Origin of the sequence: Asaia sp. W19 (assembly GCF_003994335.1) — a bacterium.
Taxonomy (GTDB): domain Bacteria; phylum Pseudomonadota; class Alphaproteobacteria; order Acetobacterales; family Acetobacteraceae; genus Asaia.
This window is the reverse complement of the sequence record NZ_PNQZ01000019.1, coordinates 174,179-187,838: the sequence shown is the minus strand read 5'-3', so window position 1 is coordinate 187,838 and position 13,660 is coordinate 174,179. Positions and strand designations below refer to the sequence as shown.

13 protein-coding genes are annotated in these 13,660 nt (G+C 58.2%); 6 read left to right on the top strand and 7 right to left on the bottom strand.

Annotation, left to right across the window (positions count from 1 at the left end; all coding sequences use genetic code 11):
- Positions 1 to 78: 78 nt before the first annotated feature.
- The gene (locus tag C0V97_RS05085; protein WP_127101321.1) at positions 79 to 1,248 is read right to left on the bottom strand and encodes a hypothetical protein; all 1,170 of its coding nucleotides are present in this window, start codon (positions 1,246 to 1,248) and stop codon (positions 79 to 81) included.
- A gap of 490 nt (positions 1,249 to 1,738) precedes the next feature.
- Between C0V97_RS05085 and C0V97_RS18300 the strand changes: the two genes are divergently transcribed.
- Together C0V97_RS18300 and C0V97_RS05080 are read left to right on the top strand one after the other, a co-directional pair.
- Complete coding sequence (locus C0V97_RS18300) at positions 1,739 to 1,906, top strand: hypothetical protein (protein WP_158625344.1); 168 nt, start codon at positions 1,739 to 1,741, stop codon at positions 1,904 to 1,906.
- Between the two features lie 158 nt (positions 1,907 to 2,064).
- Positions 2,065 to 2,619 carry a 2'-5' RNA ligase family protein gene (locus tag C0V97_RS05080; protein WP_127101319.1) on the top strand — a complete coding sequence of 185 codons (555 nt, stop codon included), beginning with the start codon at positions 2,065 to 2,067 and terminating at the stop codon, positions 2,617 to 2,619.
- A 190-nt stretch (positions 2,620 to 2,809) separates the two neighbouring features.
- On the opposite strand, the gene C0V97_RS05075 is transcribed toward C0V97_RS05080, so the two are convergent.
- Entirely contained in the window at positions 2,810 to 4,432 is a 1,623-nt protein-coding gene (locus C0V97_RS05075; RefSeq protein WP_127101317.1) for an ABC-F family ATP-binding cassette domain-containing protein, read from the bottom strand.
- A gap of 164 nt (positions 4,433 to 4,596) precedes the next feature.
- Here C0V97_RS05075 and C0V97_RS05070 point away from each other — a divergent pair, with 164 nt between their 5' ends.
- Positions 4,597 to 5,670, top strand: coding sequence for a zinc ribbon domain-containing protein (locus C0V97_RS05070; protein WP_127101315.1), 1,074 nt, complete (start codon positions 4,597 to 4,599; stop codon positions 5,668 to 5,670).
- A 12-nt stretch (positions 5,671 to 5,682) separates the two neighbouring features.
- Positions 5,683 to 6,102, top strand: a complete 420-nt coding sequence (locus C0V97_RS05065) for a GNAT family N-acetyltransferase (protein WP_127101313.1) — start codon at positions 5,683 to 5,685, stop codon at positions 6,100 to 6,102.
- 353 nt (positions 6,103 to 6,455) lie between these two features.
- On the opposite strand, the gene C0V97_RS05060 is transcribed toward C0V97_RS05065, so the two are convergent.
- Positions 6,456 to 6,761 carry a hypothetical protein gene (locus C0V97_RS05060; protein WP_127101311.1) on the bottom strand — a complete coding sequence of 102 codons (306 nt, stop codon included), beginning with the start codon at positions 6,759 to 6,761 and terminating at the stop codon, positions 6,456 to 6,458.
- Positions 6,762 to 7,031: 270 nt separating this feature from the next.
- Between C0V97_RS05060 and purU the strand changes: the two genes are divergently transcribed.
- Positions 7,032 to 7,910 (top strand): formyltetrahydrofolate deformylase, encoded by an 879-nt coding sequence (purU, locus tag C0V97_RS05055; RefSeq protein ID WP_127101309.1) that lies wholly within the window; start codon positions 7,032 to 7,034, stop codon positions 7,908 to 7,910.
- A gap of 130 nt (positions 7,911 to 8,040) precedes the next feature.
- Here purU and C0V97_RS05050 read toward each other — a convergent pair whose 3' ends face one another.
- Genes C0V97_RS05050 through C0V97_RS05040 form a run of 3 tightly spaced genes read right to left on the bottom strand, consistent with a single transcriptional unit; the run spans position 8,041 to position 11,011 of the window.
- On the bottom strand, positions 8,041 to 8,601 hold the full coding sequence (locus C0V97_RS05050; RefSeq protein ID WP_127101307.1) for a DUF1440 domain-containing protein: 561 nt from the start codon (positions 8,599 to 8,601) through the stop codon (positions 8,041 to 8,043).
- Positions 8,598 to 9,761, bottom strand: coding sequence for an L-dopachrome tautomerase-related protein (locus C0V97_RS05045; protein ID WP_127101305.1), 1,164 nt, complete (start codon positions 9,759 to 9,761; stop codon positions 8,598 to 8,600). The genes C0V97_RS05050 and C0V97_RS05045 overlap by 4 nt, the downstream gene beginning before the upstream one ends.
- Positions 9,758 to 11,011 (bottom strand): SMP-30/gluconolactonase/LRE family protein, encoded by a 1,254-nt coding sequence (locus C0V97_RS05040; RefSeq protein ID WP_233581978.1) that lies wholly within the window; start codon positions 11,009 to 11,011, stop codon positions 9,758 to 9,760. Before C0V97_RS05040 ends, C0V97_RS05045 begins: the two co-directional genes overlap by 4 nt.
- A gap of 537 nt (positions 11,012 to 11,548) precedes the next feature.
- On the opposite strand from C0V97_RS05040, the gene C0V97_RS05035 reads away from it, so the two are divergent.
- On the top strand, positions 11,549 to 12,064 hold the full coding sequence (locus C0V97_RS05035; protein WP_127101303.1) for a DUF2938 family protein: 516 nt from the start codon (positions 11,549 to 11,551) through the stop codon (positions 12,062 to 12,064).
- 42 nt (positions 12,065 to 12,106) lie between these two features.
- Here the strand turns inward: C0V97_RS05035 and glpK are convergent, their stop codons facing one another.
- A complete protein-coding gene (gene glpK, locus C0V97_RS05030) occupies positions 12,107 to 13,642 on the bottom strand; it encodes a glycerol kinase GlpK (RefSeq protein WP_127101301.1) in 1,536 nt (511 codons plus the stop codon).
- Positions 13,643 to 13,660: the final 18 nt, after the last annotated feature.

Below are 13,660 nucleotides of genomic sequence, written 5' to 3'. Positions count from 1 at the left end.
AGAGCAGCAGAGCAGACCGTGACGTTGGGCTGCGACGAAACTGATCGGGGCTTCAACGCAGTCAGACGGAATCGGTGTCTATCGACAGTCATACCCCATATGCCGACCAACGTGCAGGTAGTGATCGAGGAGTGAGGAATACTTGCCCAGGGCGACCTCCAGCGACGCTTTTGGATACCGCATCGCGTAGTCGCGATCACTGAATTTGAAGGATCTCGAGCCAGACCAATAGCCGTGTGTCGTGAAGTGATTTAACAATCCGACACCCCCGAATTTGGCGTGATCATCGGCAAGATGGGTGTTCAGGCGTAGATAATCGTCCGGATCGAATAGTCCGAGCGATGCATCGAAAGATTCATGCCTGTTTTTCAAAGCCGGCGAGAGAAGACGAGGCTCTGTCCGCTCCCAACAATTCCGTACCGGGTCGAGGTAAGTGCGATAATGCTCAATATCCAACGCGTAATATATGGGAAATGAGTAGAATTCGTACCGTTCGTCATCGATTGGCAGGAGCATCGATGACGGGTGTTGGGTTGGCGAGAATATTCCTGCGACCGGCAGGTAGATATTCTTGGCTTTTGACATCCAGGCGGCGAGCCACGAAAAAGTACTCAGAGAAGGCACGATATGGGTCGATTTTCTCAGGTAGTCAAAATCCTCCGCGACGCCGCGTGAGGGAATAAATTTCGCAGTGGGAAAACGCTCTCGCAACTCTGCCATGTAGGGCGATTCGTCTAATTGTCCATAAAAGACTGGCCGTTTTCTGGTCTTTTGAATCAGAAACGCGTAAAATTCTGGCGGGAGCATGGCGTAATGCGGGTGTATGAGTTTTAGTATATCCCCGCCTCTTATACTGATGACGAGTTCCTCATCGCTGCCGCCCTCGCTCGAGTTCTCTATAAGCGGGAAATATTTCTCGTAATCGAACGAAGAGCGCGAGGGAAAATTATCAATATTTTGATAGAACCCTTCCAGCATGAATACTTTCGCATGCACCTTTTCGAGAGCAGAGGCGTAGGCGCGGGTGGGGAGCCTGCCCGAAAGTTTGGAATTCGTGTCCTCCTTGTCATGGACAGCGTGCTGCCCACTTTCGTAGAGGTCAGGGATATCTATGTCGAAGATCGGGATCTTGACGTTGCATATGGTACCACCGCCTAACGCCTCCCGCATTTTTATGGCGGCAAGATAGATCATCATGATGTTTCCAGGGTTGCCCTGTTTTGTCAGACGAATGATGGGATTCTTCACGAATTTTTTGTCCATCTATATTATGACTATCGTTCATGAAAGTTTGTTATTGGCATGAACTCTACTATTCTCTCTTTGAAGAGATATCATTTTATTAATATAGATACAATGTGCAGTGCAGCGTCGGTGTTGCATGCGAACGCAGGCCTGCTTCTCAGAAAGTGAGCGCGTATGAACGCTTGCGGCGGGGAAGGCTTCAACGAAGTCGCCTGCAAACCAGTCGGGATATCGTGTTATCGCTTCGTGAAGATAATATGCGCTTGTCGATCGTGACGTAGTGTGCTGGCTTCTTGGCAGATCTGACCAGACAGTATGTTGCTGGATCGCCGCTTCTTCGATGGTCATGCGGTAATTCGACGAGAAAACCCGCCACTTATGAAGCCCTATCCGCAGGCCGTGGTCAGAGGAAACCAGATCCACGGTTCTCCGACAGTGCAGGGCGTGACCTTCATAGCTCTCACTGATCTTCGATGAGCGTCTCTCACACAAGGTGATCCATTCTCACGAGACCCGCGGCTATCACTACAACCGGGATATCGATGACGGTGCGTTCCGCCCGCTTGATCTGCTGACCCATCCATATCTGCTTCCGGGCAGCTATGTGAAAAGCTTCTTCTGCAAGTGGGAAAATATCCGGACGATCCTCATAGCGCGCTGATCATGACGCAAAACCCTGCGGGGGAGGCCGGCTCAGCGGGAGGCGTGCGGTGCGTATGAGAAAATAACAACGCATCGCCCGTGGATCCTGTCATCATGTGCGAGGTTGAAGCCTCTGTCCGAAAAGCATTTCTGCCTCGGCCGTGAAGAGGAACCGCCATGGAAAAGCTGGACGAGGCACCGCTGATTGTAACGCTCGAACTCGCGAAGCCTGCCCAGGATTGGGCTCAGCAGATGCGATGCCAGTATTTTCCGCCAAAGCGTAATCGAGTGCCTGCCCACATCACTCTTTTCCACGCTCTGCCAAGAGCGACTCATCCCTTGCTTAAAGCTGCGCTCTCCGCACCCGGCGTCGCACCAAATGTCGTGATCGAGGCGCCCTATCTCCTTGGGCGCGGGGTAGCCTATCGTATTCGTAGCCCCGAGATGGCCGCGTTACGGGCGAGGCTGGTTGAGCAAATCGGGTCAGAGCAACTCACCCGTCAGGATGCGGCACCGTGGCGGCCTCATTTGACCATTCAAAACAAGGTCAGCCCGGACGAGGCACATGCGCTCTATGCCACGCTGAAGGTTTCTGCGAGACAGGGAAGCACCCAAGGTGCGGCTTTGCGGGTCTGGCGGTACGATAACGGTCCTTGGACGCTTCTTGACCGCTTCGCATTTCAACTGTCCGAGCGGCGTATGGAAGACGGTGACTGGATGTTGCCAACGTAGTGCCGCCGAAGCTCGTCGCTACGTTGGTGTGTGATAAAGAAACCTCTCGCGATGAGCGAAAGAGACTCTTCTATACAACGTGCGGAACAACGAACACTCGGCGGGTCGGACCCCTGACTTCTTCGGGATAGGCGCATCATAGAGTGACTGGAGCCGAGGCGTGCGACCAGAGGCCCGGTCGCGCCTGTATTCAGACGTGCAGCCCGGGAGCTTCCTGGCCTGTGGCCGCGACATATTCATGATATCCGCCCTCATAGCGATGCAGGCCTTCGGGCGTCACTTCCAGCACGCGGTTTGACAGGGCTCCGAGAAAATGGCGGTCATGCGAGACAAAGAGCATCGTGCCTTCGTAGTCGCTCAGCGCGCGGATGAGCATCTCCTTCGTGTCGATATCCAGATGGTTGGTCGGTTCGTCGAGCACAAGGAAATTGGGCGGATTATAGAGCATCAGCGCCATGACCAGACGCGCCTTCTCTCCACCCGAAAGCACGCTGACATATTTATCGACATCATCGCCCGAAAAACCGAACCCTCCCGCCAGAGCGCGCAGCGAGCCTTGGGCAGCGAGAGGGAATTCGTGCTCCAGCGTCTCGAAAATCGTGCGGCTGCCATCGAGCAGATCCATCGCATGCTGGGCGAAATAGCCCATCTTCACGCTGGCGCCGATGGTGACACTGCCTGAATCGGGTTCGCTCACGCCGGCAATGAGTTTGAGCAGGGTCGATTTCCCTGCGCCATTGATGCCCAGGATACAGCAACGTTCCTGACGGCGTATCTGGAGATCGAGCCCGTCATAGATGGTGCGCGTACCATAGCTCTTGCTCACCTGCTTGAGCAGCGCCACGGAATCACCCGAGCGCGGCGCCGGCGCGAAGTCGAATGAGAGGGTCTGGCGGCGGCGCGGCGGCTCCACACGATCAATCTTGTCGAGCTTCTTGACCCGGCTCTGTACCTGCGCGGCGTGAGAAGCGCGCGCCTTGAAGCGCTCGATGAACGCGATTTCCTTGGCCAGCATCGCCTGCTGGCGGTCGAACTGGGCCTGCTGCTGCTTTTCGTTGAGGGCGCGCTGTTGTTCGTAGAATTCGTAATCACCCGAAAAACTGGTCAGCGTACCGCCATCAATCTCTAGGATCTTGTTGACCACGCGGTTCATGAACGCGCGGTCATGCGACGTCATGAGCAAGGCGCCATCATAGGTTTTCAGGAACTGCTCCAGCCAGATCAGGCTTTCCAGATCCAGATGGTTGCTCGGCTCATCGAGCAGCATGACATCGGGTTGCATGAGCAGAATACGGGCGAGCGCCACACGCATTTTCCATCCGCCCGAAAGGAGGCCGACATCGCCCGACATCATTTCCTGCGAGAAGCCCAGACCGTGCAGCACTTCTCGTGCCTTGCTGTCGAGCCCGTAACCGCCAAGTTCCTCGAAACGTGCCTGCACATCGCCAAAACGTTCGAGAATGGTCTCCATTTGATCCATCTTGTCCGGATCGCATAAATCGGCCTCGAGCTGGGCCAGTTCGTTGGCGATTTCGGCCACTTCACCCGCGCCGTTCATGACCTCAGCCACGACGGAACGACCCTCCATCTCGCCGACATCCTGGCTGAAGAAGCCGATGGTGATACCGCGATCCTGAAAAACCTGACCTTCATCCGGGCTTTCCTGCTTGGTGATCAGCCGGAACAGCGTCGTCTTGCCGGCGCCATTCGGCCCGACGAGCCCGATTTTCTCGCCCTTCTGAATGGCGGCGCTCGTCTCGATGAAGATGACACGCTGGCCGTTCTGCTTGCTGATCGAGTCAAGGCGGATCATGGAACCTCTGGGTCGCTTTATGGGTCACGGGAGAGGGGGCGTTGATAGGACCTCGCTTCACGATAAGCAATTGCGATCACGCGGCTGCAATTTGACGTGCCGGTCAGATCGCGCTTCCCTCACGCCAGAAATCCCGCCCGAGCGCTGCGATGATTGGAAGAATAATGAAAAAAGGAAATCGTCTGCCTGAGCGGCTCTATGCTTTGGCAATGTGGGCGGTCTCGGCGGTCTTCGCCCTGTTCCTGGTGGGGCTGGGCGGCCTCGTTATCAACGATCTTCCGCGCAAGGCCGGTCATATTGCGTATGAGCCTGTCTATCCGGCTGAAATGATTCAGCGCCAGGCAACGCTCCGTGACGAGCGCGCCGCGATTGCAGCTGAGCGCCAGATCGATGACGTTGCTCTTGAGGCTGCGCAGAGCGCCACGCGCAACGCACGTGAGGGTTTTCAGACCTGGCTTGAAACACGCGAGGCGACGACCGACCCCCGTCAGGACACCGAGCTTCTGGCGCGCACGGCGGCACTTGAGCGTCTGCAGCAGGCGGAGCACGAGGTCACGCGCAAGATCGAGGCGCTCGATCAACGTCGCCGCGCCTATGACACATCCAAGGCGAAGCTCACCAGCGATAGGGAGGGCGTAGAGGAAGCGTATCGTCCTGTGTTCCAGCGTGCCGTTCTCAGGGCGCAGCTCAGGGTGTTCGTCATAAGACTCGCCTTCACCCTGCCGCTGCTCCTGCTGGCGACCTGGCTCGTCATGCGCAAGCGACAGAGCCAGTATTGGCCGCTCTATCGTGGTTTTGTGCTGGCCTCGCTCTATGCGTTCTTCGTCGAGCTGGTGCCCTACCTGCCGAGCTATGGCGGTTATATCCGTTACGGGGTTGGCGCACTCCTGACCGTGCTCGTCTGTGTCGTGCTCATACGGAACATGCAGTCCTATCTGGCCCGACGCCGCGCGGCGGAAGCGGAATCGGAGAAAGAACGGCGCCAGCGCGTCGATCGGGCGCAGGCCTACGCGAAGCTAGACCGCAAGACCTGTCCTGATTGCGATCGACCTCTGGTTCTTGTTGACGGGCAGGACACAAATTTTTGCGTTCACTGTGGTCTGACGCTCTATGAGCATTGCGGTGTCTGTCAGACGAGGAACATCGCGTTCAACCGTTTCTGCATGAGCTGTGGCAGTGAAGATATCGGCCATGCGGAAGACAGAACTTCCGGCCCATCAGCAGTTCCGGTGCTCTAGGAGGAAAAGATCATGGAAGACCCCATTCACATCACCCGGATCACAACCGAAGCCTGCCTCCCGTTGCGTCGCTCCGTGTTATGGCCCAGCCTGACCGAAGAGGAATGCCGCGTTCCGCAGGACCCCGAAGCGACGCATCTCGGTGCGTTCAGGGGAGAGCATCTGATCGGCTGTCTCTCACTCTGCCCGATCGGCCCCGATCTGATCCAGCTGCGCAAATTTGCGGTGGCGGCAGCGTATCAGGGGCAAGGGATCGGCACGCAGCTTATGGACCAGGCAATCAGGACCTGCCGGGAACTCGGCGCCAACCGCCTCGAACTCGACGCCCGCAGCAGCGCGCTCGGTTTCTACAGAAAATTCGGCATGAGCCCGATGGGCGCTGTCTTCTTCAAGGGGCCTATCGAGCACCAGCGTATGGCTCTCGAGCTATAACGCAGCTCTTCCGACCTACCGGAAATTCGGCAGGTAGACGATGAAACGCTACCTGGGAAATTCGATAATGAACTCTGTATCGGATTATTTTCGTTCCTGAATCGCAACGAAATAGTTCTGAAATCCTTTTGCGAGCGCAGTCGTGAACAAGTCCGAAGGCGCCTCTGGCAGAACGCTTTTGACGGGGGTTCGAGCGGAAATCCGTTGGGGGTTAACCTGTTTTGTCAGAAGTCCTTGAGGTCGATGAAATGGCGCCTCACCCAGCCAATGAAACCCTTTCGGGGTTCCGAATTGCTCTGAGCTGGGGTTTCAACATTCTTTGAGCGTCTAATAGGATCAAATTCCCACTCTTTTTAATCGACATAATGATGTTCTTCGTCGTCAACTACTCTTGCGTTCAGATCCCTCGCGATCCGGAACATCTTTCTGAAGAGGAAAGTGTCAGGCCATTTCGTGTATATTTCACCTGAACACCAGTCCAGCCATGGCTCATCATAGGCGGAATCGCCAGACCATAAGGCATGGTACTCTCCATTTCTGGGATCTAGTGTGAGCTCGGAATCCTGGTCGACATAAGCGAGCCATTCTTCTGCGGTGATCGGATTCTCTTCGCTGAAATACCATTGATCGGCCCTTGTTATGTGGAAATCCGCGCCCATTTCAGATCCCTTTCCGCAAAAGGGTAATATCTCTCTTTCCTTCATCTAGGGGCAGTCACGTCTGCTTCATCATGTCATGGCGTTATCGCATCAGATTCCGTCTGCGACCGGTGACAGATGGATTCCGGCGCCGTTTTTTGTCGCAAAGTAGAGACAGCGCGTGGGCCGATAGGAAAGAATATGGCGCGCTGGTATTGCCCGGGCTTGGCCGTCGAGCAATGTATGAGATGCTGAACGCAAGAGTTGTTGATCGATACGAGAGGAACTGGGATGAGCCGTTACTGCGTCACGGTAACCTGTGAGGCACGGCGCGGGGTCGTTGCCGTGATTTCCGGCTATCTCGCCGGTAAGGGCTGCAACATCAGCGATAGCGCCCAGTTTGACGATAGCGAGACCAATCGCTTTTTCATGCGCACAAGCTTTGTCGCCGAGACCGGGGCATCGCTTGAAGAACTTCGGCGTGATTTCGCGCCGCTGGCGGCAGAATACGGCATGGAAGCGACTTTTTACGACGAGGCAGAACGACTCAATGTCGTCGTCATGGTCTCACGCTTCGGGCACTGCCTGAATGATCTTCTCTATCGGGTCCGTCTCGGTGCGTTGCCGATCAATATCGTGGCCGTCATTTCAAACCATCTGGATTTCCAGAAGCTCGTCGTCAACCACGATATCCCGTTTCACTACATACGCGTGACCAAAGAGAACAAGGCAGAGGCAGAAGCGCAGCAACTTCGCATCATCCGAGAGACGGGCGCCGATCTCGTCGTGCTTGCCCGCTACATGCAGGTTCTTTCCGATGATCTGTGCCAGCAGCTTTCGGGTCGCACGATCAATATCCATCACTCCTTTCTTCCGAGCTTCAAGGGAGCACATCCCTATCATCAGGCGCATGCGAGGGGCGTGAAGCTCATCGGGGCGACCGCTCATTATGTTACGGCCGATCTGGATGAAGGGCCGATCATCGAGCAGGATATCATCCGGGTGTCGCATAATCAGTCACCGGAAGACTATGTGGCGCTGGGGCGCGATGTCGAAAGCCAGGTCCTGGCGCGCGCCATTCATGCCCATGCGCATCGGCGTGTTTTCCTGAGCGGCAGGAAGACGATTGTCTTTCCGGCCAGCCCCGGCTCCTACGCGTCTTCCTTGTGAGGCTGATCAGGCTTGACGCGTTCGGCGAATGGCAGGGCTGACCGGAGGTCACCACTGCCTGCCCGTTAAGTATCGATGGCGCGAATCTTCACGGACGCAGGCAGGTCGCGTGCCCAAAAGACGCCGCCATTCAGGCGGCTTGCTTATCCGAGACCGGCGCAACGGGTTCGCGCTTTGTGTCGCGCCTGACATCGGCAAAAGCGCTCGGCATCAATTCCCTGCGCATCAGTTCAATGACCCAGGCCCAGAGCATGTGGCCGATTGTTTCGGAAAAAATCTCGGCGCGCGGGAGGTTCCACAACGCTGGCGCCCAGTGTCCTGCGGGCAGCACCGTGCCGTGGAAGACGAGTGTCACGACCAGGCCAAATACCACGCCCTGTCCCATGGCGATGCGCGGAAAACGGAGCCAGAGCACGCAATAGAGAAGGGCAAAGAAAATCGAGAACAGGTGGTGCACCATCAGGACGCCGCCGGGCACGATATGCCCGGAATAGACATAGGTAAGATGGTCGACATCCACACCGAGATCGCGAAGCATTTCGGCGGGCGGGCTGGCGCGATCCGGCGTGCGGGGTGGCAGGGGGACTTCCGTGCCCCATTTCACGAAGCTGGAGAGATTTCCCCCGACAAATCCCGCCCATAGGGCGGGAAGCAGCAGGGCCTTGTCCGTCTTGTTTTTGTTGAAGGTCATTTTTTCTGAGTCGGGCAGGGTGGAAGAGACAGGCGATAGATCGTGGTTGTGCCGCCCAGGGGGCGACTGTTCTTGAAGGCGATCTCGTCGAGACGAGAGTCGGAGATGTAGAGCCAGTTATTGGCGATCGCGAAGCCGTCTGCCCAGTCGAGCACGTCAGGATCGTCGTAAACCTTCTGTGTCTGCGGTGTCTTTGCTCCTTCCGGGAACGTCAGGGCATAGAGCCCGTGATTTTCGATATCGCCCACCCAGAGCCGGTTGCAGGCATCCATTTCTATCCCGCCGCTCATGACGGACTGGCCGAGATATTGGGCTTTCTTGTCCAGATCGGCATTGCTCAGATGGGCGTTGCGCAGATCGGCCGTCGCGATGCGCCAGTAATGATGATCGGTGAGTGGGCGGTAATACAGCCAGGCACGATCGGGTGAGAGGGCAATCCCGTCATCCTGCGTGACGGGCAAGCTGCCATCCTTTTTGCGCGCCAGTTCGCCATAGATATGAAGGTGCTGTTTCGGGTCCGCGATGCCCGAGCGCGTATTGGCCAGAACCAGACGATAGGCCCCGGTGTCGAGATCCATCACTACCAGTCCGCCACGCCCCCATTCATTGGTGATGTAGGCCGTACGTGTGTGGGTATCCACGCGTACGTCGTTGAGGGAGTCTTCAGGGGTGATGTCAGGCCCGAAATGATAGATCTGGATCAGCCTTCCTGTCTCGGCATCGAACTCTGCCAGCTTGGGTGGCAGGATCTTCTGGTCCACCGAGGAGAGAGAGGAATCCAGTACCCAGAGATGGTTCGCGTCATCCACCCAGAGCGCGGGGACAGAAACCCAGAGTTCGCGATTGATCGGCTTCGGCTCGAACCGGTTCCAGTTGGCGTCCGGAAATGGTACGAGCGCGCCGGTTTTGGGATCGATGCGGACAACGCTGGCACTGTAGCGCTTCATGGTGGCGGGGGCAGAGGCATAGACGAGGCCTGAATGGGACACACCCACGCCGATCATGTTGAAATCGGACGGGAAACGTTTGACCATCTCGAGTGCGGGCTGTTCCGGGGAGGCCGAGGTCGCGGCGTAAGCGGCTGGGCTTGAGCAGAAAGGAGCGAGCCCTGCGCCAGCCATGCAGGCTGAAAGCATAAGGGTCTTGAGAAAAGATGTCATGACAATCCGGCTCCCTGCGTGGCGACGTCGAGTGTGAAGATCGTATTCTCCGCACACATGAACAGGCGATCGCGCTGCGTACCCCCAAACGTAAGATTGGACACACTGCGCGGCAGACGCAGTCGCCCGATCATCTTGCCCGCGGGGTTATAGATGAACACGCCGCACAGCCCGAGCGGGCCATTGGCCGCCACCCAGAGATTGCCCATGCGGTCGGCCTTGATGCCATCGGGCATCAGTTTCTGACCTGCAAGGGTCATGTCAGCAAAGACACGCTGGTTTGAGAGGGTGGTATTTTGCACATCAAAGGCATAGATATTGCGATAGCCGCCCCCCTTGGGGCCGCGCGCGCCCTTCTCACTCGAGACGATATAGAGCGTTTTCTGGTCGGGTGAGAAACAGAGCCCGTTTGGCCCGGAAAGCTCAGCACCTGTGAGTACACTGGTGAGCTTGCGGGTTTCCGGATCAAGATGAAACACATGGGTTTCCTGACCTGCCTGACCGCCAATCTGCTCGGTCGCCTCCAGATCGAGATTCCAGGTCAGATTGCCCTTGGCCGACTTGCCGTCCTGGGGTGCATCGGGATGCCCTTCCCAGAGTCTGTCGCCATAGGGCGGATCGGTAAACCAGATGCCGCCCTGAGCATCCACCACAATATCATTGGGCGAATTCAACCGCTTGCCCTCGAAGCTCTCGGCCAGGATCGTGCAGCGTCCGTCATGCTCCCAGCGAATGACGCGACGCATGCCGTGCTCGCAGGTGATCAGACGCCCCTCACGGTCATAGGTATTGCCGTTGGAGTGATAGCTCTCCTTGCGGAACACCGTCATGCAGCGCTCTTCAGGCAGGTAGCGATACTGGGTGCTGCCCATTACGTCGCTCGTGATGAGAAACCGCCCGTCGCTGGACCATGCCGGCCCTTCAAGCCAGAGCGCCTTGCCCTTCCAGGCCTGAACGAGCGGCGCGTTATCGAGAATGACCGTCGAAAATGAGGGATCGTAAAACAGGATATCCGGGTCGGGCGTGAACGCCACCGGAGCCTCGGGCCCCCAGATACGGGGTGGGGAACTCACGACGCTGGGTGGCGCGATCACGGAATCTGCCGATGGTGCGGCGCGTGCGCGCTCGATCGGCGCGAGGATCGGGGCAAGAGCCGCGCCGCCCAGGGCTGCCCCGCCCAATCTCAGGAGGTGACGTCTCGAACAGGGGGCGGGAGCTGGCAGCGTCGGGGTCATGGGCGGGGCTTTCATGGTGAGGACGCGCTCCAGAGAAACATCGACCCAGCAAGGGCTCGGGCTCCAGGGGACGCGCTGTCATAGGGAAGGAGCGCTGGAGATGAAGAACGGTTTGTTATTATCGTGTTATTGATCACGTTATAATGAAAGACGCGTCACCACTATGAACAACGTTGAATGGGTCGATCAGTAAATCCGATCAGTACGCGCGCGACTGTTTCAGTAAAGGCATGTCGCAATACCGTTCTGCGGGCCTGCCTGACGTAGATGGCAAGGTCCGCGGTCCTGTTTGCCGGCAAACCGGGCGATGTGTTGTCGCGCGCAGGGGAGGCGCGGTCCAGGGAAGGTGTCTTGTTTCGAAACCGGGAAGCTGTGTGACTGCCCGCGGGATCGGTATCACCAGGACGGCCCTGCGCTTGCGCGATGCTGCGCGTGATCACTATTGCGCGCGTCCCTCCTGGCATGGGGGAGGAAGATCTGGCTGCTCGGTCAGGGATCTGTCATTCAGTGCGCCCGGATCGCGCAGGGGCGATCCTCTGAGGAACATCGCTCATGAACGCTCTCATGTCTCAGCCTGTCGAGGCGATACTCGTCTTCACGCTTGTTGTCGGTGTCGTTTCGACGCTGGTTCTGGATCTCTACGCCGTGGCACTGGAGCGCGCTACCGGTATCGGTCGCACCAATTGGGGCGCCGTCGGGCACTGGCTGGTAGGGATGGGGAGGGGACGGATGGTGTTTTCGCCCAATGCGGATGGTCTCTATACACCGGGCGAGCATGGGCTGGGATGGATCTTCCACTATGCCGTGGGCTGCGCCTACGCCCTGATGCTGCCGCTCTTCTGGGGAGTGGGCTACGTGGCCGCCCCGAGCCTGACGCCGGTCATTCTGATCGGGTTTGTGCTGACCACCATCGCAGGTCTGACGCTCATGGTGCCGGGCATGGGAGGCGGGTTTCTGGGGCTGAAAACGCCCAATCCGAGGAAACTCTACGGACTTGTTCTTCTGGCCCATGCGGTATTTACCGTGGGGCAATACGCGGCAGCGCTCGCTCTGGCTTCCCTCATCTGAGGTGCCGGTCCCGGCAGGGCACGCCCCGCCGGGGAATGTTACTCAGGCGGCGCGATCATGACGGTTGACGCTGCTGCCTGAGGGAGTGGGGGCAGGCGTCAGGGTGCGCCTCACCGCATCTTCCCAACCACGCAGCAACTCGAGACGCAGTCCGGGCTCGATCCGCGGTGCGAAGCGGCGCTCTTCCTCCCAGGTGGTGGCAACCTCATCGAGGGATTGCCACACGCCTGTTGCGAGACCGGCCAGAAAGGCCGCCCCAAGTGCTGTCGTTTCCAGATCGACCGGGCGCTGCACCTCGGTATCGAGAATATTGGCCAGGAACTGAGAGAACCAGTCATTGGCCGACATGCCCCCGTCGATCCGCAAGGTCTGGGCCTGCATCGCGCCATCCTCGCGCATGGCATGCGCCAGATCATAGGTCTGATAGGCTACGGATTCCAGCGCGGCCCGGGCAATATGGGCTTCGGTCGAGCCCAGAGTGAGGCCGCAGATCAGTCCGCGTGCCTCAGGGTCCCAATGCGGAGCGCCAAGCCCCACGAAGCCGGGCACCATATAAACGCCATGGCTGTCAGGTACACGGGTGGCCATGTCATCGGTCTGCGAGGCATGGGTGATCAGATGCAGCCCGTCACGCAGCCATTTGATGGCGGCCCCGGCCACGAAGATCGAACCCTCGAGCGCATAGGTGGTCTTGCCGTTAATGCGGTAGCCGATCGTGGTGAGCAGCCTGTGATGCGATGTGACCGGTTTCTCCCCCGTATTGAGCAGCATGAAGCAGCCCGTGCCGTAGGTCGCCTTGGCCATGCCTGGCTTGAAGCAGGCCTGACCGACCAGCGCGGCATGCTGGTCGCCCGCCATGCCGCCGATGGGAATGGCCTGACCGAAGAGCTCCGGATCGGTCAGGCCCAGCGCACCACTATTGTCGCACAGTGCAGGCAGCAGCGCCTCGGGGACGCGGAACAGTTTCAGAAGCTCCTTGTCCCATTCCTGGGTGTGGATATTGAACAAGGCGGTGCGGCTCGCATTGGTGACATCCGTCGCATGCGTCTTTCCACCCGTCAGGCGCCACAGAAGGAAGCAATCGATCGTGCCCATCGCGAGTTCGCCGGCTTCTGCCCGCTCGCGCAGTCCCTCAACGTTATCGAGCAGCCAGGTGATCTTGCTGGCCGAGAAATACGGGTCAAGCAGGAGACCCGTTCTGGAGCGTACCAGCTCCTCGGCGCCATCGCGCTTGAGTTCGGCACAGAACGACGCGGTGCGACGATCCTGCCAGACAATGGCTTTATGCACGGGCTTGCCGGTCGCCCGCTCCCAGATCACCACGGTCTCGCGCTGGCTTGTAATCCCCAGACCCGCGATTTTCTCGACGCCGCCCGATTCCGCGATGGCCTCGCGCGCTGTGGTGAGCGCGTCGCTCCAGATATCCTCGACATCGTGCTCTACCCAGCCGGGATTGGGGTAATGCTGTTTGAACTCGCGGCGCGACAGGGAGAGCGTGCGGGCCCTGTTGTCGAACACGATGCTGCGGGTGGAGGTCGTGCCCTGATCGATGGCGAGAATATGGGTCTTCTGGGTCATGATGTTGCTCCGACGGGC

What these genes read in the sequence shown, in the direction of transcription:
- C0V97_RS05035 (WP_127101303.1), top strand. Translation starts at nt 11,549, where the DNA reads ATGAACGCTCTCATGTCTCAGCCTGTCGAGGCGATACTCGTCTTCACG.
- glpK (WP_127101301.1), bottom strand. Translation starts at nt 13,642, where the DNA reads ATGACCCAGAAGACCCATATTCTCGCCATCGATCAGGGCACGACCTCC.
- C0V97_RS05070 (WP_127101315.1), top strand. Translation starts at nt 4,597, where the DNA reads ATGAAAAAAGGAAATCGTCTGCCTGAGCGGCTCTATGCTTTGGCAATG.
- C0V97_RS05050 (WP_127101307.1), bottom strand. Translation starts at nt 8,601, where the DNA reads ATGACCTTCAACAAAAACAAGACGGACAAGGCCCTGCTGCTTCCCGCC.
- C0V97_RS05065 (WP_127101313.1), top strand. Translation starts at nt 5,683, where the DNA reads ATGGAAGACCCCATTCACATCACCCGGATCACAACCGAAGCCTGCCTC.
- C0V97_RS05045 (WP_127101305.1), bottom strand. Translation starts at nt 9,761, where the DNA reads ATGACATCTTTTCTCAAGACCCTTATGCTTTCAGCCTGCATGGCTGGC.
- C0V97_RS05080 (WP_127101319.1), top strand. Translation starts at nt 2,065, where the DNA reads ATGGAAAAGCTGGACGAGGCACCGCTGATTGTAACGCTCGAACTCGCG.
- C0V97_RS05060 (WP_127101311.1), bottom strand. Translation starts at nt 6,761, where the DNA reads ATGGGCGCGGATTTCCACATAACAAGGGCCGATCAATGGTATTTCAGC.
- C0V97_RS05040 (WP_233581978.1), bottom strand. Translation starts at nt 11,011, where the DNA reads ATGAAAGCCCCGCCCATGACCCCGACGCTGCCAGCTCCCGCCCCCTGT.
- purU (WP_127101309.1), top strand. Translation starts at nt 7,032, where the DNA reads ATGAGCCGTTACTGCGTCACGGTAACCTGTGAGGCACGGCGCGGGGTC.
- C0V97_RS05075 (WP_127101317.1), bottom strand. Translation starts at nt 4,432, where the DNA reads ATGATCCGCCTTGACTCGATCAGCAAGCAGAACGGCCAGCGTGTCATC.